Here is a 26293-nt window from a genome sequence, read left to right as displayed (position 1 = left end):
TAGGGACGATTGAACCGCGGTGCCACCCTTAATTATTCTACATTTTATGTAGAATCACTTAATAGCTCATTAGCTCGAAAGCCCAATTCCAATTCACCTTGATGCTTATTTCCACCAACCATAAGCTCTCTAAAAATCAGCGGGCAATTGTACTTTATCTTTGTCATCGCTAGTAATATTGATTTTCTAATATTATATATAGTCTTTTGGGGAAATGCAAGTAGCACGAATTAGATTTGGGCGTGCTTCACTTCATGATGTTCAGCTATATCAATACTGTTGATAGACTGCAGACACAGTCTCCTGTAAACTTGAAATAGTTTTCATGAAAGTCAAAGTTAGATGGTATGCGACGCGATAACTTCGTCTATCTGCTCTCTTAGTAAGAGATAGGCCTCGGTGATATCCTTTGCTTTAATTATAATTTTTTTCTCATCGGGTATTTGTTTTGTTGTATAGTCGTATAAAGGATCATAATAATATTTGAGCAATAGCATGACTGCGATTTCGTATTGTCCTGTTTTTAATTCCGCTTCGATTTGTTTAGCAACGGGTGTATGGATGCGCTTTTTAATCCGTTTAAATGCTTCTAAACATGAATCTTTATGCTTCCAAGGTTCGTATTCTTTTATAATTTCTGCGGTTCGTTCTTCGATGGGAAGTTCAATGATGAATTGTGTGCCTTCCGCCTTCTTTGTTAAAAGGAAATTTGGTAAAACCACTCTACCTACTCGCTTGCTTTCACCTTCAATAAGCATAAAAGGTGCTTGTTTTATCCTGTCTATTTGTTCGATGAGTAACGCGTCAAAAGTTTTTTGGTTATGTGGTTGTAAGCCTATTTGACCGAATATGGACCCGCGATGATTTGCCATTCCTTCTAAGTCAAGAACTGGGTAATTTAGCTTTGCTAATCTTCTAAGTATAGTTGTTTTTCCTGATCCAGTATGACCATTTAGCACCAGTGCTTTCGCATTCCAATTTAAGTTTTCTAGCTTGTTCACAACCCAGTTTCGATAACTGCGATAACCACCATCTAATCGATAAACGTCAATCCCCATTAAGTCTAAAACAGTCGCTGTCGTTTTACTGCGCATGCCACCACGCCAACAGAACACAACCTTTTCTCCATCTATATTTGAAAAGCTTTTCACAAAGTCAGGCAGTTTTGCAGATATTATTTTCAAGCCTTGTTCTCTAGCTATTTTAGGGCTCTTTTGTTTGTGCAATGTACCCACTTTTGCTCTCTCTTCATCATTAAAAAAAGGAATATTGATACTGCTTGGAATAGTGGCGGTGTTGAATTCAGAAGGAGATCTTACGTCAATAAGCGTAAGTTTCTTTTTTTCCTTCATCGATTTAAGTTCTTCAATTGTAATATCTTGCAAATGCTTTGCCACCTCTTCCTAGATTATTCCTGTACGTAAATGTGTGATTTTGTATCTTCCGTAGCCTCCCCAATAATAGCTGCATGTATACCTTTTGCTTGTAGTTCAGATAGCAGTTGCGCAGCTTCTGCATCCTTTACAGCCATTAACAGTCCACCTGAAGTAACGGCATCACATAAAATCCACCGCTCTATTTGGTCCATACTACTAGGAAAAGTTACATTCCCTTCTACATGTTGAAAATTATTCTTTGTACCGCCAGGAACAGCACCTAGTTCTGCTAGTTCCTTAACCCTAGGTAGTTTAGGGACTTTATGGTCGTAAATAGTAAGACTGACTCCACTACCTATTGCCATTTCGGTAGCATGACCTAACAATCCAAAACCAGTGACGTCTGTGCAAGCATGTACTTCATAATGCTGCATGATATCAGCGGCTGTTTTATTTAAAGTAGCCATTACTTCAGTGACATGCTTGGTTTCAGCTTCTGTAAGTAAATTTCGCTTAATCGATGTCGTTAAGACACCTACACCAATTGGTTTTGTCAGAATTAGTTTGTCATTTGGCTGTACCCCGCTGTTTGTTCGCACTTTGTCAGGGTGTACGATCCCGGTTACGGCGAGACCGAACTTTGGTTCCTTGTCATCAATGGAATGTCCGCCTACTAACGCAACCCCTGCTTCTGTCAATTTATCACCAGCACCACGTAGGATATCGGTTAAAATTTGCTTATCTAAGGTGGAGACTGGGAAAGCAACAATGTTCAATGCCGTTATCGGTGTACCACCCATAGCATAAATATCACTAATAGCGTTAGCTGCAGCAATTTGTCCAAATGAATATGGATCATCTACAATGGGTGTAAAGAAATCTACCGTTTGCACGATGGCCGTATCTTTATTAATTTGATATACTCCTGCATCGTCACTCGTATCTAAGCCGACAAGGACGTTTGGGTTAGGGATGGGTGAGGGGAGCTGTTTTAAGATGTCTGCTAAATCAGCAGGACCGATTTTACAGCCACACCCTCCTTTGGTAGTAAGTGTGGTAAGCTTCACGTTTTTCTTCGTCATAAAGAAGACTTCCTTTCTTCATATATCTATCCCATATTATAGAACAAACTTTTTGATTTTGCATATAGGGGCGGTTATGTAATTAAATACGCGACAAAAGAGCACATGTTTTCTATAATGAGTTAGCGATTAATGAAGAGAAAAATTCCTTTTACTGTTAATTATTTCTAACTAACCAGTAATATAGGTAATGGTGATCATTTTCAACACAAAATGATATTTTTCATTCAAAATTGACATATTTTCCTTTATACTAGAATCATATTATTAAAATGGAGATTGATATGTATGAAAAAAACTCGGAATCTACTAATCTCAGCGATTAGCATTGCAATACTAAGTGCTCCTGTAATTGCACATGGGGAAGGAGCTACAACTGCTAGTTTACATCAAGAGCGTGAATTTAGTCTAAAGCCGTTAGACGATAAAATGAAACGGTTTGTACATACGTCAGATTATCAGTTTGAATATCCAGATGCAGTACGTGGCATATATGTTACTGGAAATTCTGCAGGAGGAAGTAAATTCAACTCCCTTGTTAATCTTATTGACAAAACCGAATTAAACACAATGGTTATTGATGTGAAAGAAGATAATGGTCATTTAACCTTTACACCTGAGGAAGGATCACCATATAAAGATATGGCACAAAATTATATTAAGGAACCAGAGAAAATGATGGAGGTGCTTGAGGAAAAAGGGATCTACCCGATTGCTAGAATCGTTGTCTTTAAAGACTCTGTTCTTGCAAAGAAACGTCCTGAACTTTCATTCAAGAAAAACGGGCAAGTGTGGGTTAATGGTAAAGGTGAAGCGTTTGTTAATCCTTTCCAAAAAGAAGTGTGGGAATATAACGTAGAAGTAGCCAAAATGGCGGCAAAGATGGGATTTCAAGAAATACAATTCGACTATGTTCGTTTTCCAGAAGGATTTGAAACGAGAGATAAGGAATTGGATTATAGCTTAGGAGATTATAAGGACAGTGATTTAGATGATGTTCAAAAGCGCGTTCAAGCAGTTACTGATTTTGTGAAATACGCTCGAGAAGAATTATCCAATTATGATGTTGATGTCTCCGTAGACATTTTTGGCTATGCGGCTACAATTGAAGAGGCGCCAGGAATTGGGCAAAATTTCTCCAAAATATCTGAGAACGTAGATATTATTTCATCGATGATTTATCCGAGTCATTGGACTTCCTATTTTGGTATTGAAAATCCAGATGCAGAGCCATACAAATTAGTGAAAGAATATGCGAAAGTAGAAAATAAAGTATTGGGAGCATTAGAAGAGCCTCCAGTATCAAGGCCTTGGCTACAGGACTTTGAAGCACCGTGGTTATATTCAGGTGCAACGAAACAATACGGAAAAGCTGAAGTGGAAGCACAAATTAAGGCATTGTATGAGAATGGAATAAACGAATTCCTGCTTTGGAATGCTGGTAATACGTATACAGAAAATGTTGATTATACAATTGGATTAAAAGAGTAGTAAAGATGATGGGAAAGCTTGCTTTTTTCTTAGGAAAAGTAAAGCTTTTCTATTTTTTTTAAAAGATAAGAAAGCATAAAAATGGTTGCTTTGGGATAACGATATAATGGAATAGCCACTTCCGGCTTAAGCGCCCAGCAATTAGGCGACTTCACTTTATTGACCTACGATAAGTCATCATCGGTCCTCCTACAAGAGGAGGACCGGCTAAAAACGGGCTTGCCCTCGGACGTCGACATACCCCTATTTTAGTAGTATGACTCCTTTATCCCGTAAAAAGGCGTTGTAGACTCCCGCGGTCTAAGAATGGAAGATATGAGCTGAACAAGTCGAAGCGGGAGGTAACAGCACCTAAAATCCTCGATTCGTTCAAAGACCTTTAGGTCATACCTTTGTGTAACCATCAGCGGGGATGAAGAAAAACCCCACTGATGGAAGGTTCGTTTTATCTTTCGTTGATTTGTTCCATTCGCTATGTTGCTAAAACCTTTGTTACTTCTTGCCAGTATTCTTTTTTTCATTTCTTTGCATGAGCTCCTATCCGTATGTGAAATCTAAAATACGTGTAGTGGCAATTTAACAAATATTCTATTTTTCGTTATACTTATAAGGACTACGAAAAACAAGGGAGTAGATCAATGAATTGGTACGTGAAGTTAAATAAGTATTTTCCAGTAGAAGAGATGAAGTCAAAGGAACATATGGAAAGGCTATTGGAAGAAAAAGCTGATGTCTACTATAAGGATGAAAGTGATTTGCATGTATTGATGTATGCGGAATTTGCTACGTTCATCTTTATTGATTATTTATGGGTGTCAGCTAAAGCAAGAGGGAAAGGAATTGGGCATTCTTTAATTAAGAAACTAAAAGAAAAGAATAAACCGATTATCTTAGAGGTAGAGCCAGTGGATTATGAAGATACGGATACAGCAAAACGTTTGCACTTTTACCGGAGAGAAGGTTTTACACACGCACAATCCATTGGATACAGCAGACGTTCACTTGCTACCGATAAAGATACACAAATGGAAATACTATATTGGTCGCCAAATGATGAATCAGAGGATTTTATATATGAACAGATGAAGCAAATGTATAAGGATATCCATACGTATAAGGATAAAGAAGTTTATGGTCAGTCTTACCAGCATGTAGATGAAGTTTTAACATATGATGAGAATCGAGGTATGAATAATATTTTTGATGATTTGGAAGTTGATAAGTAAAAGGAATAGAAAAGAGGTAGGAGCATAACGAAAGCAGCTGATTGAAAAACAAACCATAAATCGTCAATGGTGTACACGCAAGTTTTAGCGTTGTCAAAATAGGGAGTGCGGGAACAGCGCGAGTTTGAAGATCCTGCAGGAAAGCCAAGGAAGCTGAGACCGTGCCCGCAGAAAGCTAAGTATTTTGACACAGCGGTGATAGAAATTTTTAAAATGCAAATAAGCCGAACAATTATGATTTATTGTTCGGCTTTTGCTAGTATTTGCTTATGTTCAGCCGCTTTTCTACGATTTACAAGCATCTTGTAGACGGATGTAGCAATATTGGCAGAATGCGTGCAATGTAAATCTTCTATAAAAATTATTTAAGAGAAGGGGACGTTAGCCAACTTCTTCCGTTTTAGACAAATGATTCAGTTTAACAGCTAGCTCAAGTTCGGGGATTATAGATGCTTTGTCACTGGAGATAACAACCTCTTTAAATGCATAAGCATTTGAACCGTGTTCGCTAAAATCCAGCCCGGCTATTTCTTCTTTTGAAACCCGTGATGAAGTTACTTGCTTAATGGCCCATAGAAGAAATGCTTAAACAGGCCATAGTCCAAAAGCCAACTGCCATAACACCAACACTTTGAATGCCAAGTTGTGTTAAACCATTTCCATAAAATAAGCCAGAAGAAGTTGAAAAAAAGACCGACTGCCAGTGTCCCCCAAATACCGCAAAGTCCGTGAACTGCAATTGCGCCAACTGGATCATCCATTTTTAGTTTTGTACCTAATAAATGAATTCCTTCAACTAGTATGAACCCAGATATCGCATCTACCATAATGGTACCAGTGGTATTTCAGCACAACCAGCGGTGATTCCAACTAAACCACCTAAGATGCTGTTGAAGGACAAAGAGGCATCTACCCGTTTAAACCGCAATTTAGAATAAAAAGAAGAAGCAATTACCGAAGAAGAAGTAGATATTAATGTTGTGCCGATTACCATAGGAACCAAGGTAGGGTCTGCAGCTAATGAGCTTCCACCATTAAAACTAAACCATCCTAACCAAAGTATAAAAACTCCTAAAACACCTAACGGAATGTTGTGACCTAGAATTGTATTAATTTTATTTCTGAATGTTCGCTAATATGAGATACGAAGAACAGTACCGTTACAAAGGCACCTGCTGCACTAGTAAGGTGAACAACTGTAGAACCTGCAAAGATTAAGGGTGTTATTTAAATTTATCAAAAAATCAGCACCAATTCTTCAATAAAATAGAGATAATGTGTAATTTTTTCATATAGCAGGTTTAAATAAAAATAATTATGGGTAACTTACAAGTAATTGATAAAAAATAATTTCATGAATAAGTGCAAAACCTAAATTTTTCTCAAATATCCTCTACCTTTCGCTTGACATTTGTAGTATAATCTACATATAAGGTAATTTAAACTTATTTTAATTTGATAAAACATTCAAAGTTTATAAAGGAATAAACTATTTAGAATGAGGAGTGAAGTTTTTGATGGTTACACTTTATACCTCACCAAGTTGTACATCGTGTAGAAAAGCTAAAGCATGGTTGGAAGAACATAATATACCGTTTACGGAGCGTAATATATTTTCCGAACCGTTAACATTGGATGAAATAAAGGAAATTTTGCGTATGACTGAAAATGGTACGGATGAAATTATTTCAACTCGGTCAAAAGTTTTTCAAAAATTAGATGTAAATATTGACCAATTACCGATGAAAGACCTCTTTCATTTAATTCAACAAAACCCAGGCCTCTTGAGAAGACCAATTATCTTAGATGAAAAACGTCTTCAAGTAGGCTATAATGAAGATGAAATCCGTCGTTTCCTTCCAAGAACAGTACGTACATTTCAATTACGTGAAGCGCAGAGAATGGTTAACTAACCAAGGATAGGATTATCTAGGGAAAATGACTGTGGCAGCATATTAAAGCAAGTATAAGTGGCCGGCAACTTTGAGGGATTAGTAAAAAAACACAGACCTTATGTTTGGTCTGTGTTTTTTACATGGAAACATATATACAGCCTTGTAAATAGGAAAGAGGCCAACGTATTAAAAACACTACAAACAGGTAAAGAAAAGCAGTTTATTTTTAATTGCTAAATTCGTCACCAAAAGAACGTGACAAATCTTTTAATATAGGTTAAAATATGTTACTAATTAAATAGGCATATATGTTTCCAAATCGTCTCTTCTTATCATACAATATGATTAAGTGTATAGTTTTCTTTTTTAAAGGTCTCCTTGGTTGAAAAGAGGAGAGAATGTGAAACCTTTTATGCTGAATACAAGAAGGTTAAGAATAAACGAATAAGGGTATTGTGCTATAAATTGTATGTGGTAAGACTGTACCTTCCACCTACCTAAAAAAGAAGGGGGAGAAAAAAATGGAAATTGAAAGAATAAATGAAAATACAGTTAAGTTTTACATTTCATATATGGATATTGAAGATCGGGGTTTTGAGCGTGAAGAGATTTGGTACAATCGAGAACGAAGTGAGCAGTTATTCTGGCAAATGATGGATGAAGTGAATTATAAAGAGGATTTCAACGTCGATGGACCTTTATGGATTCAAGTTCAAGCTTTAGAGAAAGGTCTGGAAATAATTGTAACAAAGGCGCAAATTTCTAAAAATGGTGACAGCATTGAATTACAAACAGATGATGGAAATACGGTAGATTTCCCTGTAGACAAGAAAATTGAAAATATGTTAGAAGACAAGTTTGGCAAAGAAGATGATGAAGAAGTTAGTGAGCCAGATAATGACGAAAATCTTTGGATTATTGCTAGCTTCAAAGACTTTGAAGATGTGATACAGTTAAGCCATTACTTTACTAATAACGATGTTGGAACAACAGAAACATTGTACCATTACGACGAGACCTATTATTTATATATGGAATTCTCAGAAGAGGATTTAGAAGAAGAAGAACAAGAGAATATGATTAGTAAGGTTTTTGAGTTTGGTAACGATGCAGACATTACCATTCACGTATTATCCGAATACGGGAAAATAATCTTTGATCGTAACACGTTTTCAGAAGTTAGATCACATTTCCCAGCAAATATATAGGCACTCAGTATGGGTGCCTATATATTTAATTCTTCCATGCCCCCTCCATATCCCTAGAGTACATTTAATACATTCCAATTCCCTTCATTGTTGACTTCTTTCATAATTCAATGCTATTATGATCTGAATTTTCAGTTTTTTCATACCTCCATAAATTATCTCTATTTGTCTTTTGATCAATATGATTTTGCTTTCTAGAGTAGAATAAGATAGGGAATGACAGAATATAATTTTGATACCTTAGCACAGCGTCTACATGACTGATATTTTTTAAATAAAAACTATAAAATACGGATTATTCAGTTTGCTAGGACAAGGAAAGGCGCTGTTGGTCTAACATTCGTTTTTAACTAGAATTAATAATTTGGGAATTATCTTAGTTTCAAAGTGAACAGTATACCTTGATGAAATGTTACGCTAGATACAAACTCTTGCTTCGTTGGAGAAAAGAAAATATGAATCTTATCCTAAGTCTATCATTTGCGAAAATGTAATGACGTTAAACCAACAGGGGGATCATGTTTTCAGCTTAATAAAATTATCAGTATAAGGGAGGGTTTTCATGCTGCAAGCCATAGATCAGTATGGGAACAAAGTAATTTTGTTTACAAAATCATTTCGAGAAATAGTAGATATAAAGAAAAGCGGGCAAGATTTTCATTGTCCTGTTTGTAAAGGGGCGGTATATATACGTGCTGGTAAAAAGGTCATTCCTCATTTTGCCCATCGTTCAATAAAAGAATGCCGTTCTTTTGAAGGAGGTGAAGGCGTATATCATGAACAAGGGAAGATGTTGCTTTTTAGATGGCTGTCGGAACAGAAGTTAGCTGTTCAATTAGAACCGTATATAAAAGAAATTAAGCAACGTCCAGATATTCTGCTTAACATTGGAAAAAAGCGAATAGCTATTGAGTATCAATGTGCAACTACTTCTCCAGAAGTTTTAAAAGCTCGAACAGAAGGATACCGTTCTATCGGTATTTCACCGCTTTGGGTTTTAGGAGCAAAGCATTTGCAACGAAGCAGTACGAATAAACTGCGGGTCAATACATTTATTCGATTTTTTATTCATCAATTCTCCTTAAATATATCTCCTCGCATTTTCTTTCTTTGTCCATCCACAAAACATATCATTATTGTGCAAGATTTATATATGGTAACGAAACAAACGGCGCTCGGAAACTTAACCACTCATCCTCTTAGGCAAGTAACATTTTTAGAATTATTTCACGATACACGATTTACCAGAGAGAAATTATATACGTTATGGAATAAAGAAAAGTTAGTCTTTCGAACAAAGCCACGAAATAGACTTTCTAATCTGGAACTTCAATGGCATAGGTGGCTTTATAGTAAAAACCTATATCTCCAAACTCTGCCTCCGATCATTTATTTACCGCTTCGATCGCAAATTATCATGCAAACCCCTCTTTGGAAATGGCAAAGTCAATGGGTGATTGAACAATTAGTATGGTGTAAAATTGGGCGAGCTATCAATATCGAACCAGAGACATCAATGATAGATAAAAATAGCAGCTTAAATGAAGACCTTCCTTTAATTTCCAATACGTACAACCCATTAGAAGAATATATGTCCATCCTTCACCAGCTTGGTATATTTAGACAACTATCCAAAACTACATTTGTAAAACAAGCCACCATCTATTTTCCAACAACAATCGATGAGGCTGTTGCGGCAGATAAACGACTTCTCCATACTTTGAAAAAGCAAAATAAAGGCATGTTTTGTAGATAATAAGCTATACTAAATAACAAATGATTATAAAAGTAATTCATTAGGAAAGCGAATTTCTTTATAGAGGGTGCTGAAAGAGGTATCCTAGTAAAGAACAATAAGGAGGTATTTAAGTGGTAAAAGCAAGTAAACAGTTACCTAAAAGAGAGGAAATCCCGGTTGAATTAACATGGAGATTGGAGGATATTTTTGAAACAGACGAAGCATGGGAAAAAGAATTGGCAGCTTTGCAAAAAGCTATCCCTGAAATGGAGGTTTTTCAAGGCAAACTAGGTGCTTCTGCGAAAAATTTATATGATGTGCTAAAGCTTCAGGATCAATTATCAGAGCGGTTGGGCAAGCTGTTTACATATTCGCATATGCGCTATGATCAGGATACAACAAACTCTTTTTATCAGCGACTAAACGCACAAGCTGAAAACGTACTTACAGTTGCGTCCAGTAAAATGAGCTATATCGTTCCTGAGATTTTGGAGATTGATGAATCAACATTGAAACAGTTTTTACAAGATGAAAAAGGGTTGCAAGACTATAAAAAAACATTGGATGAAATTACCCGTCAAAGACCACATATTTTAAATAAGCGGGAAGAAGCGATCCTAGCGGAAGCTTCAGAGCCTTTAGGAGTTGCCTCACAGACATTCGGTATGCTAAATAATGCCGATCTAACTTTTCCGTCTATTAAAGATGAAAATGGTGAAGATGTGGATGTTACACATGGCAGATATATTCGATTTATGGAATCACAAGATCGTTCAGTACGTAAGGCAGCTTTTCAGGCGATGTATGAAACGTATGGTAAGTTTAAAAACACCTTTGCGTCTACGTTAAGTGGAAATATTAAAAAGGACAATTTCATTGCCAAAGTCCGAAATTATGATTCTGCTAGACAAGCTGCTCTTGATGATAATAATATTCCGGAAAAAGTTTACGACAATTTAGTCGAAGCTGTCAATGAGCGCTTACCTTTGCTTCATCGATATATTAAATTGCGTAAAAAGGTATTAGAGTTAGATAAATTGCATATGTACGATATTTACACACCGCTTGTTCAAGATGCTAATATGGAGATAACCTATGAAAAAGCGCAACAGTATGTACTAGAAGGACTTGCGCCTTTAGGTGAGGATTATTTGGAGATAGTGAAACAAGCATATGACAATCGGTGGATTGATGTGGAAGAAAATAGAGGAAAGCGCAGTGGGGCATATTCCTCTGGAACATATGGAACGAATCCGTATATCCTGCTAAATTGGCAGGATAATGTAAATGATATGTTTACATTAGCTCACGAATTAGGGCACTCTGTACACAGTTACTATACGAGAAATAACCAACCGTATCGCTATGGAAATTATTCCATATTTGTTGCTGAAGTAGCTTCTACATGTAATGAAGCATTGTTAAATGACTATTTATTAAATAATCTTAGTGACGAAAAGCAAAAGCTATATTTGTTAAACCATTTCTTAGAAGGGTTTAGAGGCACAGTATTCCGCCAAACGATGTTTGCTGAGTTTGAGCATATGATCCATGTAAAGCAACAACAAGGAGAAGCTTTGACTGCAGAAAAACTTACAGAAATTTATTATGACTTAAATAAAAAATACTACGGTGATGACGTCGTGTCTGATGAAGAAATTGGCCTCGAGTGGGCGCGAATTCCTCACTTCTATTACAATTATTATGTGTATCAGTATGCAACTGGCTATTCGGCTGCAACTGCTTTAGCACAGCAAATTTTAACAGAAAATGAAGGAGCAGTTGAGCGTTACATTGATTTCCTGAAAGCTGGAAGCAGTGATTATCCAATTGAAGTATTGAAGAAAGCAGGCGTTGATATGAATAGCAAGCAAACTGTTTTAGATGCATTAGATGTGTTTGCTGAAAAGTTAGAGCAATTGGAAGAACTGCTTCAATAAATAGAAAGCAAGGTGCAATTCAGCACCTTGCTTTTGTTAATGGAATGAGTAGGTAATAGAAAATAACGATTTGTCCTATTTTTTACAAACCATTTCATTAACTGTAAGCTTGATATTTTTAACGCATACCTCGATATGTACGTCTATGAGCAAAAGAATAGATAGTTAAATAGATAGTAATAAATAATAAGGGCAATGTAATATAAAGTGGAATAACTTGCATCAGGCCTAAAATGTTTAAAATAAAAGCAACGCCAGTTAAAATTAAAAAAAGGATCGGTTGTATGAACTGTTTCATTTGATCACCTCTATATATAAATTATTAATAATCTGCTTTCAATATTCGTTTACGCTTAAGAAATTTACTTATCATATGATTTTAACTAACGTATGTTAATGGATGGAAATTTATCCAGTACGTAACTGATAGTAAAAGCTGTCATATCATCCGAGGAGTTAGTAAAAGATCTAACGAGAAAACAAACGTTCTGTTATGTTTATGTTCAAAAACTTTAGGTTATACTCTTTTTTCTGGAATATAAGTTGCCATTCCCCCAGACTGGTAAAAATTTCACTTTATTTATGGTCTTTATTAGTTCAAAATGCCTTTTTTAGCTATCCTAAATAGTAAAGTTGACAAGTAAGCGTTTTAATCGTGACATTTTTGTGAAACGATGCACAAAACACTTGCGTCTCCTAAAATTACTTGGTATATTAAGAATGTAAGTTAGATACAAACAAAACCCCTTTGTTTGATCATGAAACTTTCTCCCATCCCCCTTTGTTATTACAAAGAGAAAAGAAGGATATGCGCTGCCCCGCATATCCTTCTTTTTTTTGTGAAAAAATAAAAAAGCCCTAAAAAGGCTTTTGGACGATATGGATTTACAGAAGTGAATAAGCTAGCCGTATAACAATTATTTCCATGAATCATTATTGCAAATCTACATAATATTTTTAGATGATTTCAAGTTTACTTGTTTGGTTTTATCCTGATGTAACTGGCAGTAAGACTTGCTCTTCTATCATGGGAGAGAGAGGATGTCCTAACTGCAAGTTAAATGCTTCATTCTGTTTAGAGACCACTAATCCATACTTTAGCGGTACTAATAATCACCAAGTGGGTAAAGAAGAAAACCTATGGATGAAAAATTCACCTTATTCACTCTCTGTTATACGTATTGAGAATAGGAAATGTTTGTTATGATTGATACACCCAGAAGCTGCCATGTTTTATAGGGATACGTTTTACCTTTTGCTTTAATTGCAGTTTTTTCAATTCTCGCTCAGCTTTCGTTGATGGCCAGTCATAAACGACTGCTATTTCTTTGGTGCTTACGGTTTTGTGGTAAGAAAGAAAATCTTCCAACGTTGGTTTCTCCGAAGGAATTGGCTGCTTTTTCAATATTTCTCTTAGTACGCGCACGTAAATATCATATGGATAAAGACCAGAAATTTTAATTCCTTGCTCTTCTGTTAGTTGGTTAAAAAAAACAATCGTTGGAATATAATCAACTTCCATTTCATTTGTGAGTTTAACATCAGATTGAAATGCTTTTTTTGCCGATGTGGAATATAAGTCAGATGCGAATTCGTTAACGTCTAAATGAGCTTCTTCCGCACAAGCTAAAAGTGTGGATTCTTTAGAAATATTATGTTTATATAAGAATGCACTTTCGCGGATTTTACGAAGAAAAATCTTTCCTGCTTTTTTCCCTTGTAGTTCAGCTGCTTTAATAGCTAAAGAAGCAATCCATGGGCTGGTTACAGGGTTTTCCACCCACAAATCCCCATCACAACACATTCCTGTTCGTTTTGCTGTTTTTTCCCAAAAATCTCTGATGTTTCTGGGACGATCAAAATTATCTTGATTTAACGTGTTTAAATGACCGCTTATGATCGGACGAATCGTAAAGAAACGACCATATTCTGTAGAAAGTTTCTTTAAAAACGGCTCAAGTGCCCAGCACTCCGGACAGAGTGGGTCAATAAAAACATAAATTTCAATGGGCTTTTGAACAAAATCAAAAAAGCTATATTTTTCCGATGTGTTTTGATACAAGGGATCTACTCCGGAATATTCCCAACTCACACCGATTCTCCTTTCTCCTATTCTGGCGTGTTCATCATGTGGTTTGCAGTTAAGGTTAGTTTTTCAAATATAGCTGAACGATAAGGTTCTTCGATTTCTGCTTCGATGAGTGCATGTGCCATACAATTAAGCCACGCATCTTTACGTGCTGGAGTAATTTTAAAAGGTAAATGCCTCCTGCGTAACATTGGATGACCTCGTTCTTCTGCATATAAAGGCGGTCCACCAAAAAATTGCGTGAGGAACAATTTTTGTTTATGGATTGTTTCTGTTAAATCTTCAGGAAATATAGGAATTAAATCAGGATGTTTGCCAACTCTTACGTAGAAAGCTTCAACCAGTCGTTCAACAGCAGGTATCCCGCCAATTGTTTCAAAAATAGAGTTTGTTTGGTTCTTCATGTGCAGTCCCCTTACCAGTTTCTATATATTGTAGCAACGGAAGGCTTACTGGGCAAATAATCTGATTATCCAAGCTCTAAATAAAGAGAGGTATTTAAGAACTTCTATTAAAAAAAACGGCTACAAACTGGTAAAGAATCGTTCGATTTTATTAGGTGTGTTGCGTATAGGAATACCAAACTTGTGTAGTAATTTATAGAAATAATCAATGCCCGATTTTTGCGATATAGCCTCTAGTTCGAGCTCATAGTCTGCTTTTCCATTATACATACTATAATCTAAAACGAGAAGAACATCTTCCATTTGCAATTCTCTGCGTTCGGTAGTTAGACTGCCAAGGCATTTTAGAGAATAGATATCTATACCTAGCTGTTTTAGCTGTTTAGCAGTTGCTTTCTTTTTAACCATCTCCCCATGGATCCAAGATTTTGCTTCTGCTTCTGTTAACAGATCATGTGTCTCAAGTAGACCAAGCTTATGCGGCTGTTTTAAAGTTAGTTGATAACGTCCGTTTTTTTGCCTGATTCGTAACGCGCTCCCTAAATCTTGCAAAGTACGCTCCTTTGTTTCAAAATAATAATTGGTTTGAGTTATCGCTTCGATTGGAAATGGGATATCAGTTAATAATTTATTGTACTCACTGGGAGTTAGTAAATTTTTAAATTCAATTTCTATTTCTTGGGTCATGCTAGACCTCCTCTAGAATTTACTACAGTTGTGCTATCATTGATTATCGCTAATCTGTTGTAAATTTGCAAAGATTAGTTATCGCTACAATTTATGGTACAATAATAGGGGCTTATAACTATTTTTTTGCTTATAATTTGATCCAATCTATAGGCGGTGTTTAATGTGAACTGGCAGTCCATACTTGCGCCATATGCGCAAGTTGTTGAAGAATTAAAAATTAAATTAAAAGGAATACGTAAACAATTCGAATATGAATCTGAACATTCACCGATAGAATTTATAACTGGTCGAGTAAAACCAGTACCTAGTATCATTGAAAAAGCTGAGAATCGTAAAATTTCGTTAGAGAATATCGAAAGCGAAATTCAAGATATTGCTGGTGTACGAGTTGTTTGTCAATTTGTAGATGACATTTATACCGTTGTAGAAATGATTCGTGCTAGGAATGATTTAACTATTATGGAAGAAAAAGATTATGTGTCCGAGAAAAAAGAAAGTGGTTATCGATCCTACCATCTCATTATTGAGTATCCGGTAGAGACAATAACGGGCATGAAAAAATTGTTAGCAGAAATTCAAATACGAACACTAGCCATGAATTTTTGGGCGACCAATGAGCATTCGTTAAATTATAAGTATAGAGGTAGTATACCAGCAAATATTAAAGTACGGTTGCAAAATGCAGCAGAAGCTGCTTTTCAATTGGATGAAGAAATGTCAAAGATTAAACATGAAGTTCAAGAAGCTCAAAAAATGTTTCATCGAAAGTAGAGACCTCCCTAAGTTTTATAACAAGGAATGGCTTTTTCTTTCACAGAACGAGGCAAGGTATGGTAGCAATATATATTACCGCTTTTATTGTTTCATGTTTCCATTGTTAATGGTTATGTTACTTTGAGCATTTATTGAGGTAGGAATGCTTGTCTTACTGAATAGCGTTTTATTTATCCAGTATATAAAGTGCTGTAAGACTGCCACTTGAGAGTTGGATAATTGTACTGCAGCAAGTCTAAGCTGGAGGTAACAGCATGCATCTAAATGCTCTATTTCGTAAGATTTCGGTCATAGGGCTACTAACCATCAGTGGAGAATGAATGAAAACCACCACTGATGGAAGATTCATTTTATTACTTGAAAAATGAGAGGAGGAGGCAATGATGAGGTTCGCTATTGTATCAAAAGGAGACGAGCGCTCCGAACAAATAAAAGCGACAATGAAGCAGTATTTAACAGATTTTCAATTGGAATATGATCAAAATGAGCCTGACTTAGTCATATCTGTTGGTGGAGATGGAACTTTTTTAGAAGCTTTTCATACCTATGTACAGCGTTTAAAGGAAACCGCATTTATCGGCATACATACTGGACATCTCGGTTTTTATGCTGACTGGGTTCCAGATGAAGTAGAGAAACTAATTATTGAAATTGCCAAAACCCCATTTCAAATTGTTGAATATCCGTTACTAGAAGTAATCATTCGGGGAAAATCAGGTGGTATAGAGGACCGGTTTTTAGCTTTAAACGAGGCTACAATTAAGACGTCAGATGGCTCTGTCGTTTTTGATGTAGAGATTAAAGGAGAGCATTTTGAAACATTTCGTGGTGATGGGTTATGTATTTCTACACCTTCAGGTAGTACCGCATACAATAAAGCACTAGGAGGAGGAATCATTCACCCTTCTATTGATGCCATTCAATTGACAGAAATGGCATCCATCAATAATCGGGTGTTTCGAACAATAGGCTCACCGCTCATTTTACCAAAACATCACACATGCTTATTGAAGCCTGTAGTAGATCGCAGCTTTTTAATTGCTATTGACCATTTTACAACGAACTATGCAAATGTGAAATCGATCCAATGTCGTGTAGCTGAAGAGCGCATACGATTTGCTCGTTTTCGACAATTTCCGTTTTGGAAACGTGTGCGTGAATCGTTTGTGGCAGATGACAATAACTAATGGCGGGAAAGTGACGAAGATATGGAATGGAAAATTGAACAACAGCATGAAGGAATGTTGCTTCGCGATTACCTCCGTCAGGTTCAGGGGTTTTCAAGGAGGATTTTAAAAACTATCAAATTTGATGGCGGATTGATTTTAGTGAATGGTATAGAACAATCTGTTCGTTATGCTTTAGCAACAGGAGATAAAGTAAAAATTGAATTGCCGGTAGAAAAGCGGGGTAACCTGATGGTACCAGAGAATATCCCCCTTTCCATTGTTTATGAGGATGACGACATTATTGTAATTAATAAACCTTCAGGAATAGCAGTTATTCCATCTTATCACTATCCTAAAGGTACCATAGCCAATGGATTACTGGCACATTATGACAAACATCATAGTACCTCTACGGTTCATATTGTTACAAGGCTGGACAAAGATACTTCTGGATTGATGCTAGTTGCCAAGCACAGATACAGTCATTCTATTTTATCCGCTTTGCAACAGGCTGGTGAAGTGAATCGAAAATACCAGGCTATCGTTGAAGGTTCTTTGAGTAAGCCATCAGGAACGATTGATGCGCCAATTGGGAGAAAATCTGATTCCATCATTGAGCGAGAAATTCGGTTTGATGGGAAACGGGCAATTACTCATTATGATGTGGAACGGGACTTGGAAACATATTCCTTTATTAATGTTCAGTTAGAGACAGGCAGAACACATCAAATTCGCGTTCATTTTTCAGGAATTGGACATCCTCTGTGCGGAGACACATTATACGGAGGTTCCCTCAACATTATTCAACGTCAAGCATTACACTGTTATTTCTTGTCAATACCACATCCAATGACTAAACAGATATTGCGTTTTTCGGCGGATTTACCAATGGATATGGTTACGGCACTTCAAAAGTTGTAAAATTTTCTGGAACGAATGGCTGTTTAGAAGGGACAGCCACTATTTTTTCTTCAGGCAGACAAAATGCCGTTAATTGATTTCCAAACACACAACCAGTATCAATATTTACTGTTTTGTTTAAAAAGCGCGGCTCTAAAACAGGCGTATGTCCATAAATAATCCAATTATCTCCCTTATATAACTTTGCCCAATCACGGCGGATTGGTCGACCATCAGCATGGAATTCACCAGTTATATCTCCATATAACACAAACGTTTTTACGCGCTTATCAATTCTTCCAATGTAGCTTTCTTTTATGCCGGCGTGGGCGATGATTGCGTTTAAGTTTGGTAGATGTAAGTACAGGGGAGCTTGTTCATATAATGTCATAAATTGGTGACGTATGGTAGATTGCATTTCTGCTGAGCAGTGATTATACTCAGCGACTGTCGTTTCTAGTCCGTGACGTAATTGCACCTTATTTCCTGAAAAATATCGATATAATTTATTACAGTGATTTCCAGGAACATAACGTGCTCTTTCATGGGTAACAACCATATGATATACGAGCGTGATCACCTTTAACGAATGTGGTCCTCTATCGGTGATATCCCCCACAAACACTGGTATACGTTGGTTTGGGTGGATAAAAATCCCCTGTTCTTTTTTGTACCGTAGTTTGTAGAATAGTTGTTCTAATTCCTCTAAACATCCGTGAACATCGCCAATTACATCTATTTTCATCAAAACACTCCTTGATTTGTTGTCTGTTTTTGGATATGATATGTCCGTAATAAAACATTCCGTAAACGGTATAAGCTGTTCTATATTATAAACAAACCCCTGTTATTCATCCAAGTAAAAGGGTTTATTCGACTCCAAAACAGGTATGAGAATAGGGTAGAAGGAAGTGATCGTATGGAAACCAATCATCGTTATGATAAAAATTATGAAGAGCAGTATGAGCAGCATTGGGAGAAACTACAGCAGACTTTGGAACTGGACAATATAGAAGGGTTTCGCAACGAATTCCTTGATATGCACCCTTATGATCAGGCCATGTTTTTCATCGAACAGGAAAAATCCGTCCGTTTGCAAATCTACACCTACTTATCTCCAGAAGAGGTTGCCGACATTATGGAGAGTATAGATGAAGAGGAACAGGTTCGTGATTTAATTAGCGAAATGGACCCACGATTTGCTTCCATGGTTTTGGCAGAGATGTCGGCGGATAATGCGGTTGATATACTGAATGAGATGGATAAAGACCATATTGCTAGCTTTTTGACCATTATGGATCCATCTGCAGCAGATGAAATAAAACAATTATTGCATTATGAAGAAAAAACTGCTGGTAGTATTATGACCACCGAATATATTGCGACTTATAAAACGAACACAGCAAAGCAAACGATGCAACAATTAAAGGAACAAGCTCCTGATGCAGAAACGATTTATTATTTATATGTGTTAGATGAAGATAAACGCTTAGTCGGTGTGCTATCGTTAAGAGATTTAATTGTAGCCCAAGAAGATACACGGATAGAAGCTATCATGATGGAGAAAGTAGTTGCTGTATCTGTAGGAAAAGACCAGGAAGAAATCGCGCAAATGATGCGAGACTACGATTTCTTGGCGTTACCAGTTGTGGATTTTCAAGACCATTTATTAGGAATTATCACCGTAGACGATATTATGGACGTTATGGAAGAAGAAGCAAGCGATGACTATTCCAAGCTTGCCGGGGTAACTGATGTGGAAAGACCTAACGATAGTGCATTAATTTCCGTGAAAAAACGTTTACCGTGGTTAATCATTTTGTTATTTCTAGGTATGTTTACTGCCAGTTTAATTGGTCGGTTTGAAGAAACGTTAAATCAAGTAGCTGTGTTAGCTATTTTTATACCTCTAATCGCTGGAATGGCAGGGAACTCAGGCACCCAAGCATTAGCAGTTGCAGTTCGTGGCTTAGCTAGCGGCGATTATGGCAAGCAAGGGGAGATGAAGCTTGTATTACGAGAAGCGAGTACAGGGTTAATAAATGGTATTATTTGCGGTATTGTTATTATGCTCGTCATTTATGTCTGGAAGCATAATTTTTATTTAGGCTTGCTAGTCGGGATTTCCATTGCTGCAACTTTATTCGTAGCTACACTTGCCGGTGCATTGGTTCCTATTTTTATGGATCGTATTAAAATTGACCCAGCGGTAGCGTCAGGCCCTTTTATAACTACAATTAATGACATAATTTCTATTTTAATTTATTTTAGTTTAGCAACTTTTTTCATGAGGTTTTTAACCTAGAGAAAAGAGCCCTGAGACGTAAGCAAAATACTATAGCAAAAGCCGAACCATTTATAATGGTCGGCTTATTTGCATGAAAAAAGTTTTATGACCGCTATGTCAAAATTTTTCTTTTTCCGCAGATCTTTTCAGCTTCCTCGGAAAGCAAAAACCGCTTTCATGTGGGATCTTCAGTTCGTGCTGTTCCCGTAGGTGTCTACCTAATTTGACTACGCTAAAACTTGCGTATATACCATTGCGATTTATGGATCGTTGTGTTAATCAGCCATTTTAGTTATGTCCAGTCTCTTTTTTTGTGTTAAGTATGCTATCTAGGAGAAGCAAAGTCCATTGTGGAAGATTTGTCTTGCTATTATTTCCAAAGAATGATCGGCATAAAAGGAGGCGGGATCTTGTACGCTTTTGCAAACACCAATCTCCTCCGAAGTCGAATATAAAGGCTTTATTACATTTGTTGGGATAAGGAAATGAATGCATCCAATTTCAATATTGGTTTTTAAGGGCAATTCCTTTTGGGGATTCTAAGTTCTAGTTGTGCCTCTGTGGGAACGGCTAGGAAGGATTTATACTATTTGTTGTACTTTTAAATTTGTGGCATATATTTGAGAACAACACATTTCCGTGGGTAGTTTCATATAATGGAGTTAAGGAAAGGGGGAAGAAGGAATGGGGAAGAAGTATGCCAAAAAACCATTACTTTTCATCCATCAACCAAATGAAAGGGATCTGCATGCTCCTATGCAGCATATGTATGTGACACCAAAGAAGGAACAACGTGTAAAGTCAACTACAGACGGGGGGAAGAAAAAAGCAATGCGGCATCCATCGTTTAACAAAAATTTTACGAACCAAGAAGAGGAAGTGGAGAAAGAAACAAAAGAAAGTGAGCAAGCTGGAGAAAAGCCAAAGTTTAAAGACTTGTCCATTGAAGAAAAAGTGGATTATTTTATTAAATCTCCCAGCTATGCTCCAAAATTAAAGTGTGAAATTAAAACAGAGCAACGAACATATCGTGGTATCATCACTGGAGCTGAAGAAAACGATGTATTTATTCGCGTAGGAAATCGTTCATCCAGCATAAAAGTAAGTTTAGATGATATTAAGCATATTAAGCTTTTAGGTTTTTAATTTGGATGTAGTGGGACTGGTTTAGTCCCACTTTTGTATCTGCTTTACTTTCTAAAGTTACACATTGTATTGATGAACACTGAGACAATATTCTCTCAGTGTTCATCTTGAAATTAGTTCAATGCATTAATTGCTGGTAGACAAGTTACATGGCAGAAGCAGTTTAGGTCTACTGTTATACAAATTCCTGTAGCGCGTAATGGTTTAGTATCTTGCTCTACTGGATCATGTGGGTTCGCCTTATCGTCGCGAGGGTCTCTTAATAGTTCTAGAACTGCACAGCAATCGTCTTTTACCTTTTTCACTCTAAAGAAGAAGCTTGCAACGATATCACCGATATCATTTGGATGAGCCCCGAAACCTTTAAATGGCTTACAATTTCCTTTACAGTACAAAATTAAAGGAACGGTATCAAGACCATTTCCTTGATCTGTTTCCCCTAGAAGATCATTAATTGATTGTTCACAACTGGAATCACAGCAATTTTCAATAACATCATTTTGTGCCTCAGCTATCTCCTTTAAAATATCACATACGCAATTTCCTGTATCAAAATCTTTTCCACAACCCATGAATTATTTCTCCTTTCAACTTGTAATTGACTCATTTGTCTTTACTAGAATATGTATGAATACAAGGATTGTGTGGGCACCACCACTAATTCTAAGAAGAGAATTATGATGTGTGAAGTGGATTTATTTGCTAATCGTTTTCTAATAAATTACGGGCGAATGACTATACTAATTTCAAAATGGAACATAGACTAATAACGACCATAATAAGGAGGAGTGACATACAAATGTCAGAAAGAAAAAAGCAGGTTATTCATGTGAAAGATCTTGTAATTAAAGCAGATAATGTCTATATTGAACCACAGCGGACCCCGCGTCCACCGTATAGGAGAGATCCATTCTTTTCAAGCCGTCCTATAGATGAGCATGAAAACGAAGGACATGAGCAAGATGAACTTTTTGAGGAAGAAGAGCACAAAGAAGCTGATGGCGAACATAGAGAAGATGGACGCAGATCGCCATTTTCCTGGTTTTAAATAAATGCTAAGAGTACTTGCTAAGTAATAGATACTCTTTGAATCTTCACCAAATATGCTATAAGGGAGTTATATTGGAGGAGCAAAATATGAGTATATCTGTACCCAAATGGTTACAAAACATGGACATTATTGATAAGCACCTTCAGAAAAATGAAAAGTGGCTGCAATATCCAGATAAGAAAGCAGAACATTTGGAGATGGAAATAGATGCTTGGAATGACGCTTTTTTAAAACAAATCGTCCAAATCGAAAATGTCTTGAAAAAAATTGGAACTAAATTAGAAGAATAAAAAGGAATAGACTTTTCTAAAAAAGGGTATATACTAATAGAAAGGCAGATTAACAGTAAATAAAGGAGTGGTGGTAATGGGGTATATATTGCCAATAAAGCAATACCAATATCAGCAATATCACCAAAGAATGAATACAAAGCGACAGGATACGATACCAGTCCATCGTCCATTTAAAAGTGTACTTGATAAGCGTCATCAGCAATTATCAAAACAATATGAACGTTTCCACACAGCAGGATATGATCGGTACGGGCTAAAACAACAGGATGCACTGAATGCGTCTAGATTTTATTCCAAGTACAAAAAAGGAGAACGGTTTAGCAAAGAAGTATGAGGAAGCGTGTTATGTATTTTCACTGAATACGGTGGAAAGTAATGCTGATTACTTCCCATCGTATTTGTGGTGATTTCTGTTTACAAAAGGGAGAATAAATAAATCCTCTCCTTTTTTATATTCCGCGTAAAAAACATCAGTTACGTTTTTATATTGCTGCGCTTCTAATTGCTCCATTAACCACTCTTCGGTCAAGTTTTTTTCTTTTAAATTATCATAAATAATTTCACCATCATTAATTAGCGTAGTGGCTAAATATACTTTATCTGTAGAAACTTGAAGATCTTGTTTGTTTGGGGTTTGGTATGGAGGTCTTCGAATAACAGAGACAGTTCCATTTGTTTCCATGAACGCAAATTCTACCTCTTTTAAAGAAAATACATCTTTTGCGCGCAATAAACTATGCAATTGGTTAATATCAAGATTATTCTTTTTCATTACATCTCTTATTAGTTTACCGCGATAAATGACAAAATCGGGTCCACCCTCCAATATGCCTCGTGTACGTTTGAATTTTTGCGTAATAATTTCTGTTAAATAAAGGAGTCCTCCCCAAAGTACGATCACAAAGCCAATCTCAACAACACTCGCTTCTTTGTCAAATAACGCATTTCCAACTAATTCTCCAAGGATTAATGCAGATATGAAATCAAATGGAGTTAATTGGGTGATTTGCGTTTTCCCTAATACTTTTGTAAGTAAAAACAAAGCAACAAATCCAAATAAGGTATCTGTAAGCATTTGTAAGTAATTATTCAATTAAATAACCTCCTTGGAGCACAATCAGTTCTAGGTTTACCAAATAAGAGAAAATCATTCATAAAAACAGGAGTTGGTTATAATTCAACCAACTCCTGTTATATACCGGCTCATAGGTGCTGCAAACATTCCATGAAAGCAATGAATCTCAAAAATATAATTCAGGGGACTTTTGTTCAAAGAAAATCATAGTATGAGTTTCAATGTAAAGCTTAATATAGATTGGTTATCTGGACGGGGCAGCTAACTGTTTTATCATCGTAACGTGCGGTATTCCTGCATCTAGAAACTCATCGGAAACCGTTTTATATCCTAAATGATGATAAAAACTTTCCGCATGCGTTTGCCCATTTAACTTTGCTTTCTGGTATCCACGCTCAAGCACAGCTTGTTCCATCGCCTGAATCAATTGTTTACCAATTGATTTACCGCGGTATTCATGTAGTACACAAATTCTTTCTAACTTGCCATAATCATCTACAAATCGCAGACGACTAGCTCCAATGGGGGTCTTGCCATCATAAGCAATAAAGTGGATCGCCTCATCATCATATTCATCCATTTCTTCTTCAGGAGAAACGTTTTGTTCTTGAATAAAGACTATCGTGCGAATATGATAGGCGTGTTCCAGTTCTTCCTTTGTAGTTACTCGGGTTATCATTATAGGTACTCTTTCCCGAATACAAACGTTTCATAAACCGTCCAAGAACCATTTTCTAATTGATACATTAATTGGAAACGGTCAATTTTGTCTTCAAAGCGGATTTTTTTCATACTTAAGCTACTGTACACATCGGAATATTCATCTTGGGGTAGCTTTTGAGCAATGGTAATATGTGGAACAAATGCGTATTCCTGATTGTCAGGAAATTTACCAGTATGCATTTTTTTATATAAATCAATAAGCTCTTGTCTTGGCTCTACTTTTAAATAAACGGTGTTGGTAATTGGAGCAAATGTACTTACCTTATTGATATTAATCATAAACGGCTCTGTCTCATTGGCAATCCGCTTTAACTCGGTAATTAAACTTTCAATACGTTGATCCTCTACTTCAAAAGCTTCCTTCAATGTAATATGCGGAGGAATTAAAGCGTAGTGTGGATCGTACCTTTTTCGGTAAGAGTTTGCTTCATCTTGAATTTCTTTCGTTGGAAAAATAACAATGCCGTATTTCATTTCATAAAACCTCCTCGTTAGAATCAATGATTATGCAATGTTCCAAACCCCAAAAAGCTAGTTAAACTTAACTTTTATTATAACAAAAATAACACTAAAATAAGAGAGTATTTTGCACTATCTGAAAAATACTACAGAAATATGGAAGTTAAGGCTCGTGGCAAATCTTTTTGCCAGTATTTCCAAGTATGTTCGCCATTTTCTAATTCGTAATAATCGTAACTAATGGCAGTGTTTTTTAATAATTGATGGAGTTTGCGATTTGGTGTAAGAAAATCCATGCTTTCACCATTTGTCATGTTTACATCTGTTTCTTCTAGCCCGATTGTATGGTATATATCAATTCGATCCATATCTCTCGCTGACTTTACCGCTTCTAACACAGTATTATCCACATAAGGAGATTGCATAATAACTTTGCCAAATGTGTTTGGGTACCGAATTGCTGTCAACAGAGCAAACGTTCCAGCTAAGGAGTCTCCCAACAAAGTTCTCGATTGTCCCATATAATACGTTGGAAATAATTCATCCAGGAAGGGAACGATTTCATGGCACAAAAATTTCGTATATGCTTCGTTCTGTTTACCACTTGGATGATATTTATCACGGCGATCATACTTATCCTTATAGTGAATACCAACAAAGATGGTAGTAGAAATTTCTTGACTAGCATGGAGTCTGTCGCTTAAAGTAGCTATTCTGCCAAGCTGATAATAATCATTGCCATCTTGCATGATGCATAGATTATATTTATACAAGGGAGAAAAACCTTCTGGCTGATAAATCATTAAGGTCATATTTTCTTGTAAGTAAGCACTTTTAACTTGTTTTTCAATCATGGAACCTTTTCTTCTTCCCACAGGTTTTTTCCACTCCTTCATCTATTTGCTGTGTTTTTGTCAGTAGGTAAGGTGCTGTAAGTCTGGTAAATAGTTCGTCCTGCAATCCAAGGCAAAGTAGAGGAAAACAGCCCTTTGTTTTATTTGATAACAGGTCTTTAGTTCATACCATGACGGTAATAACGATCGATCAGTGTGGGATAATGAAAACATCCACTGATGGGAGATTCACTTGGTATAATAAAGACGGAGGACAAAATCCTATTGCATTATCGAAAATCTTATAGGATTTAGGCTATTTTCCATGTCTAACTACTATGAATGGAATTATCCACCTTTTGTTCTAGTCTAGGAAATTACACTAGCGTTGCATAAAAAGTAATGCTTCAAGTCAAGCGCTAATTATCCATTTGAGGCATAGAT

28 protein-coding genes and 1 other annotated feature (1 of these 29 cut by a window edge) are annotated in these 26293 nt (G+C 36.4%); of the genes, 14 read left to right on the top strand and 14 right to left on the bottom strand.

Features of this window, described 5'->3' with window-relative positions:
* Nucleotides 1-176: a binding site (T-box leader), on the bottom strand; it reaches 2 nt to the left of the window's first position.
* 162 nt (nucleotides 177-338) lie between these two features.
* Complete coding sequence (mnmH, locus tag D1839_RS15755) at nucleotides 339-1385, bottom strand: tRNA 2-selenouridine(34) synthase MnmH (protein WP_199689956.1); 1047 nt, start codon at nucleotides 1383-1385, stop codon at nucleotides 339-341.
* 23 nt (nucleotides 1386-1408) lie between these two features.
* The gene (gene selD, locus D1839_RS15750; protein WP_120378827.1) at nucleotides 1409-2458 is read right to left on the bottom strand and encodes a selenide, water dikinase SelD; all 1050 of its coding nucleotides are present in this window, start codon (nucleotides 2456-2458) and stop codon (nucleotides 1409-1411) included.
* A 288-nt stretch (nucleotides 2459-2746) separates the two neighbouring features.
* On the opposite strand from selD, the gene D1839_RS15745 reads away from it, so the two are divergent.
* Nucleotides 2747-3949, top strand: coding sequence for a putative glycoside hydrolase (locus D1839_RS15745; RefSeq protein ID WP_120378828.1), 1203 nt, complete (start codon nucleotides 2747-2749; stop codon nucleotides 3947-3949).
* Between the two features lie 590 nt (nucleotides 3950-4539).
* Nucleotides 4540-5175 (top strand): GNAT family N-acetyltransferase, encoded by a 636-nt coding sequence (locus D1839_RS15740; RefSeq protein WP_442970625.1) that lies wholly within the window; start codon nucleotides 4540-4542, stop codon nucleotides 5173-5175.
* A gap of 554 nt (nucleotides 5176-5729) precedes the next feature.
* Here D1839_RS15740 and D1839_RS20450 read toward each other — a convergent pair.
* Both D1839_RS20450 and D1839_RS21400 read right to left on the bottom strand, forming a co-directional pair.
* The gene (locus D1839_RS20450) at nucleotides 5730-6002 is read right to left on the bottom strand and encodes a hypothetical protein (RefSeq protein WP_199689957.1); all 273 of its coding nucleotides are present in this window, start codon (nucleotides 6000-6002) and stop codon (nucleotides 5730-5732) included.
* A complete protein-coding gene (locus tag D1839_RS21400) occupies nucleotides 5996-6289 on the bottom strand; it encodes a hypothetical protein (protein ID WP_199689963.1) in 294 nt (97 codons plus the stop codon). The genes D1839_RS20450 and D1839_RS21400 overlap by 7 nt, the downstream gene beginning before the upstream one ends.
* A 403-nt stretch (nucleotides 6290-6692) precedes the next feature.
* Here D1839_RS21400 and spxA point away from each other — a divergent pair, with 403 nt between their 5' ends.
* The 4 genes from spxA to pepF all read left to right on the top strand — a co-directional run bounded on the left by spxA (nucleotide 6693) and on the right by pepF (nucleotide 11956).
* Nucleotides 6693-7088 (top strand): transcriptional regulator SpxA, encoded by a 396-nt coding sequence (gene spxA / locus D1839_RS15730; RefSeq protein ID WP_120378830.1) that lies wholly within the window; start codon nucleotides 6693-6695, stop codon nucleotides 7086-7088.
* A 503-nt stretch (nucleotides 7089-7591) separates the two neighbouring features.
* The gene (gene mecA / locus D1839_RS15725; RefSeq protein WP_120378831.1) at nucleotides 7592-8278 is read left to right on the top strand and encodes an adaptor protein MecA; all 687 of its coding nucleotides are present in this window, start codon (nucleotides 7592-7594) and stop codon (nucleotides 8276-8278) included.
* 562 nt (nucleotides 8279-8840) lie between these two features.
* Entirely contained in the window at nucleotides 8841-10034 is a 1194-nt protein-coding gene (locus D1839_RS15720; RefSeq protein ID WP_120378832.1) for a competence protein CoiA, read from the top strand.
* Nucleotides 10035-10147: 113 nt separating this feature from the next.
* The gene (pepF, locus tag D1839_RS15715; RefSeq protein ID WP_120378833.1) at nucleotides 10148-11956 is read left to right on the top strand and encodes an oligoendopeptidase F; all 1809 of its coding nucleotides are present in this window, start codon (nucleotides 10148-10150) and stop codon (nucleotides 11954-11956) included.
* Nucleotides 11957-12074: 118 nt separating this feature from the next.
* On the opposite strand, the gene D1839_RS15710 is transcribed toward pepF, so the two are convergent.
* From D1839_RS15710 to D1839_RS15695, 4 genes are all read right to left on the bottom strand, one after another.
* Entirely contained in the window at nucleotides 12075-12254 is a 180-nt protein-coding gene (locus tag D1839_RS15710; protein WP_120378834.1) for a hypothetical protein, read from the bottom strand.
* A 903-nt stretch (nucleotides 12255-13157) separates the two neighbouring features.
* Complete coding sequence (locus tag D1839_RS15705; RefSeq protein WP_120378835.1) at nucleotides 13158-14048, bottom strand: ClpXP adapter SpxH family protein; 891 nt, start codon at nucleotides 14046-14048, stop codon at nucleotides 13158-13160.
* A gap of 17 nt (nucleotides 14049-14065) precedes the next feature.
* The gene (locus D1839_RS15700) at nucleotides 14066-14449 is read right to left on the bottom strand and encodes a globin domain-containing protein (protein WP_120378836.1); all 384 of its coding nucleotides are present in this window, start codon (nucleotides 14447-14449) and stop codon (nucleotides 14066-14068) included.
* Nucleotides 14450-14569: 120 nt separating this feature from the next.
* Nucleotides 14570-15136 (bottom strand): CYTH domain-containing protein, encoded by a 567-nt coding sequence (locus tag D1839_RS15695; protein ID WP_120378837.1) that lies wholly within the window; start codon nucleotides 15134-15136, stop codon nucleotides 14570-14572.
* A gap of 165 nt (nucleotides 15137-15301) precedes the next feature.
* On the opposite strand from D1839_RS15695, the gene D1839_RS15690 reads away from it, so the two are divergent.
* The 3 genes from D1839_RS15690 to D1839_RS15680 all read left to right on the top strand — a co-directional run bounded on the left by D1839_RS15690 (nucleotide 15302) and on the right by D1839_RS15680 (nucleotide 18003).
* The gene (locus D1839_RS15690) at nucleotides 15302-15910 is read left to right on the top strand and encodes a GTP pyrophosphokinase (protein ID WP_120378838.1); all 609 of its coding nucleotides are present in this window, start codon (nucleotides 15302-15304) and stop codon (nucleotides 15908-15910) included.
* Between the two features lie 386 nt (nucleotides 15911-16296).
* The gene (locus D1839_RS15685; protein WP_120378839.1) at nucleotides 16297-17100 is read left to right on the top strand and encodes an NAD kinase; all 804 of its coding nucleotides are present in this window, start codon (nucleotides 16297-16299) and stop codon (nucleotides 17098-17100) included.
* A 21-nt stretch (nucleotides 17101-17121) separates the two neighbouring features.
* Nucleotides 17122-18003, top strand: coding sequence for an RluA family pseudouridine synthase (locus D1839_RS15680; protein ID WP_120378840.1), 882 nt, complete (start codon nucleotides 17122-17124; stop codon nucleotides 18001-18003).
* Here D1839_RS15680 and prpE read toward each other — a convergent pair.
* Complete coding sequence (prpE, locus tag D1839_RS15675; RefSeq protein WP_120378841.1) at nucleotides 17981-18727, bottom strand: bis(5'-nucleosyl)-tetraphosphatase PrpE; 747 nt, start codon at nucleotides 18725-18727, stop codon at nucleotides 17981-17983. The two genes, D1839_RS15680 and prpE, sit on opposite strands and share 23 nt — an antisense overlap.
* A 174-nt stretch (nucleotides 18728-18901) precedes the next feature.
* Between prpE and mgtE the strand changes: the two genes are divergently transcribed.
* Both mgtE and D1839_RS15665 read left to right on the top strand, forming a co-directional pair.
* The gene (gene mgtE / locus D1839_RS15670) at nucleotides 18902-20287 is read left to right on the top strand and encodes a magnesium transporter (protein ID WP_120378842.1); all 1386 of its coding nucleotides are present in this window, start codon (nucleotides 18902-18904) and stop codon (nucleotides 20285-20287) included.
* A gap of 666 nt (nucleotides 20288-20953) precedes the next feature.
* Nucleotides 20954-21415, top strand: a complete 462-nt coding sequence (locus D1839_RS15665) for a CotO family spore coat protein (RefSeq protein ID WP_120378843.1) — start codon at nucleotides 20954-20956, stop codon at nucleotides 21413-21415.
* Nucleotides 21416-21528: 113 nt separating this feature from the next.
* On the opposite strand, the gene D1839_RS15660 is transcribed toward D1839_RS15665, so the two are convergent.
* Nucleotides 21529-21987, bottom strand: a complete 459-nt coding sequence (locus tag D1839_RS15660; protein ID WP_120378844.1) for a CotY/CotZ family spore coat protein — start codon at nucleotides 21985-21987, stop codon at nucleotides 21529-21531.
* A 227-nt stretch (nucleotides 21988-22214) separates the two neighbouring features.
* Here D1839_RS15660 and D1839_RS15655 point away from each other — a divergent pair, with 227 nt between their 5' ends.
* From D1839_RS15655 to D1839_RS15645, 3 genes are all read left to right on the top strand, one after another.
* Complete coding sequence (locus tag D1839_RS15655) at nucleotides 22215-22463, top strand: hypothetical protein (protein ID WP_120378845.1); 249 nt, start codon at nucleotides 22215-22217, stop codon at nucleotides 22461-22463.
* An 89-nt stretch (nucleotides 22464-22552) separates the two neighbouring features.
* Nucleotides 22553-22756, top strand: a complete 204-nt coding sequence (locus D1839_RS15650) for a hypothetical protein (protein WP_120378846.1) — start codon at nucleotides 22553-22555, stop codon at nucleotides 22754-22756.
* A 76-nt stretch (nucleotides 22757-22832) separates the two neighbouring features.
* A complete protein-coding gene (locus D1839_RS15645; protein ID WP_120378847.1) occupies nucleotides 22833-23093 on the top strand; it encodes a hypothetical protein in 261 nt (86 codons plus the stop codon).
* Between the two features lie 48 nt (nucleotides 23094-23141).
* On the opposite strand, the gene D1839_RS15640 is transcribed toward D1839_RS15645, so the two are convergent.
* The 4 genes from D1839_RS15640 to D1839_RS15625 form a co-directional block, all read right to left on the bottom strand.
* Nucleotides 23142-23852, bottom strand: a complete 711-nt coding sequence (locus tag D1839_RS15640) for a DUF421 domain-containing protein (protein WP_199689958.1) — start codon at nucleotides 23850-23852, stop codon at nucleotides 23142-23144.
* 226 nt (nucleotides 23853-24078) lie between these two features.
* Nucleotides 24079-24513 carry a GNAT family N-acetyltransferase gene (locus D1839_RS15635; protein WP_199689959.1) on the bottom strand — a complete coding sequence of 145 codons (435 nt, stop codon included), beginning with the start codon at nucleotides 24511-24513 and terminating at the stop codon, nucleotides 24079-24081.
* Nucleotides 24513-25031 (bottom strand): YjcG family protein, encoded by a 519-nt coding sequence (locus tag D1839_RS15630; protein WP_120378849.1) that lies wholly within the window; start codon nucleotides 25029-25031, stop codon nucleotides 24513-24515. Before D1839_RS15630 ends, D1839_RS15635 begins: the two co-directional genes overlap by 1 nt.
* Before the next feature lie 131 nt (nucleotides 25032-25162).
* The gene (locus D1839_RS15625; protein ID WP_120378850.1) at nucleotides 25163-25891 is read right to left on the bottom strand and encodes an alpha/beta hydrolase; all 729 of its coding nucleotides are present in this window, start codon (nucleotides 25889-25891) and stop codon (nucleotides 25163-25165) included.
* Between the last annotated feature and the right edge of the window lie 402 nt (nucleotides 25892-26293).

The sequence above is a fragment of the Roseburia sp. 1XD42-34 genome, assembly GCF_009917385.1.
GTDB lineage: Bacteria > Bacillota > Bacilli > Bacillales > Amphibacillaceae > Virgibacillus.
Note: the sequence above shows the minus strand (reverse complement) of the source record. Positions and strands in the feature narration are given on the sequence as shown.

Excerpts from the sequence above, each read along its gene's own strand:
- D1839_RS15720 (WP_120378832.1), top strand. The coding sequence starts at position 8,841 with ATGCTGCAAGCCATAGATCAGTATGGGAACAAAGTAATTTTGTTTACA.
- D1839_RS15660 (WP_120378844.1), bottom strand. The coding sequence starts at position 21,987 with ATGGGTTGTGGAAAAGATTTTGATACAGGAAATTGCGTATGTGATATT.
- D1839_RS15680 (WP_120378840.1), top strand. The coding sequence starts at position 17,122 with ATGGAATGGAAAATTGAACAACAGCATGAAGGAATGTTGCTTCGCGAT.
- mgtE (WP_120378842.1), top strand. The coding sequence starts at position 18,902 with ATGGAAACCAATCATCGTTATGATAAAAATTATGAAGAGCAGTATGAG.
- mecA (WP_120378831.1), top strand. The coding sequence starts at position 7,592 with ATGGAAATTGAAAGAATAAATGAAAATACAGTTAAGTTTTACATTTCA.
- D1839_RS15650 (WP_120378846.1), top strand. The coding sequence starts at position 22,553 with ATGAGTATATCTGTACCCAAATGGTTACAAAACATGGACATTATTGAT.
- D1839_RS15695 (WP_120378837.1), bottom strand. The coding sequence starts at position 15,136 with ATGACCCAAGAAATAGAAATTGAATTTAAAAATTTACTAACTCCCAGT.
- D1839_RS15645 (WP_120378847.1), top strand. The coding sequence starts at position 22,833 with ATGGGGTATATATTGCCAATAAAGCAATACCAATATCAGCAATATCAC.
- D1839_RS20450 (WP_199689957.1), bottom strand. The coding sequence starts at position 6,002 with ATGGTAGATGCGATATCTGGGTTCATACTAGTTGAAGGAATTCATTTA.
- selD (WP_120378827.1), bottom strand. The coding sequence starts at position 2,458 with ATGACGAAGAAAAACGTGAAGCTTACCACACTTACTACCAAAGGAGGG.
- prpE (WP_120378841.1), bottom strand. The coding sequence starts at position 18,727 with ATGAAAATAGATGTAATTGGCGATGTTCACGGATGTTTAGAGGAATTA.
- D1839_RS15665 (WP_120378843.1), top strand. The coding sequence starts at position 20,954 with ATGGGGAAGAAGTATGCCAAAAAACCATTACTTTTCATCCATCAACCA.
- D1839_RS15745 (WP_120378828.1), top strand. The coding sequence starts at position 2,747 with ATGAAAAAAACTCGGAATCTACTAATCTCAGCGATTAGCATTGCAATA.
- D1839_RS15685 (WP_120378839.1), top strand. The coding sequence starts at position 16,297 with ATGAGGTTCGCTATTGTATCAAAAGGAGACGAGCGCTCCGAACAAATA.
- D1839_RS15635 (WP_199689959.1), bottom strand. The coding sequence starts at position 24,513 with ATGATAACCCGAGTAACTACAAAGGAAGAACTGGAACACGCCTATCAT.
- D1839_RS15710 (WP_120378834.1), bottom strand. The coding sequence starts at position 12,254 with ATGAAACAGTTCATACAACCGATCCTTTTTTTAATTTTAACTGGCGTT.
- D1839_RS15700 (WP_120378836.1), bottom strand. The coding sequence starts at position 14,449 with ATGAAGAACCAAACAAACTCTATTTTTGAAACAATTGGCGGGATACCT.
- spxA (WP_120378830.1), top strand. The coding sequence starts at position 6,693 with ATGGTTACACTTTATACCTCACCAAGTTGTACATCGTGTAGAAAAGCT.
- D1839_RS15655 (WP_120378845.1), top strand. The coding sequence starts at position 22,215 with ATGTCAGAAAGAAAAAAGCAGGTTATTCATGTGAAAGATCTTGTAATT.
- D1839_RS15630 (WP_120378849.1), bottom strand. The coding sequence starts at position 25,031 with ATGAAATACGGCATTGTTATTTTTCCAACGAAAGAAATTCAAGATGAA.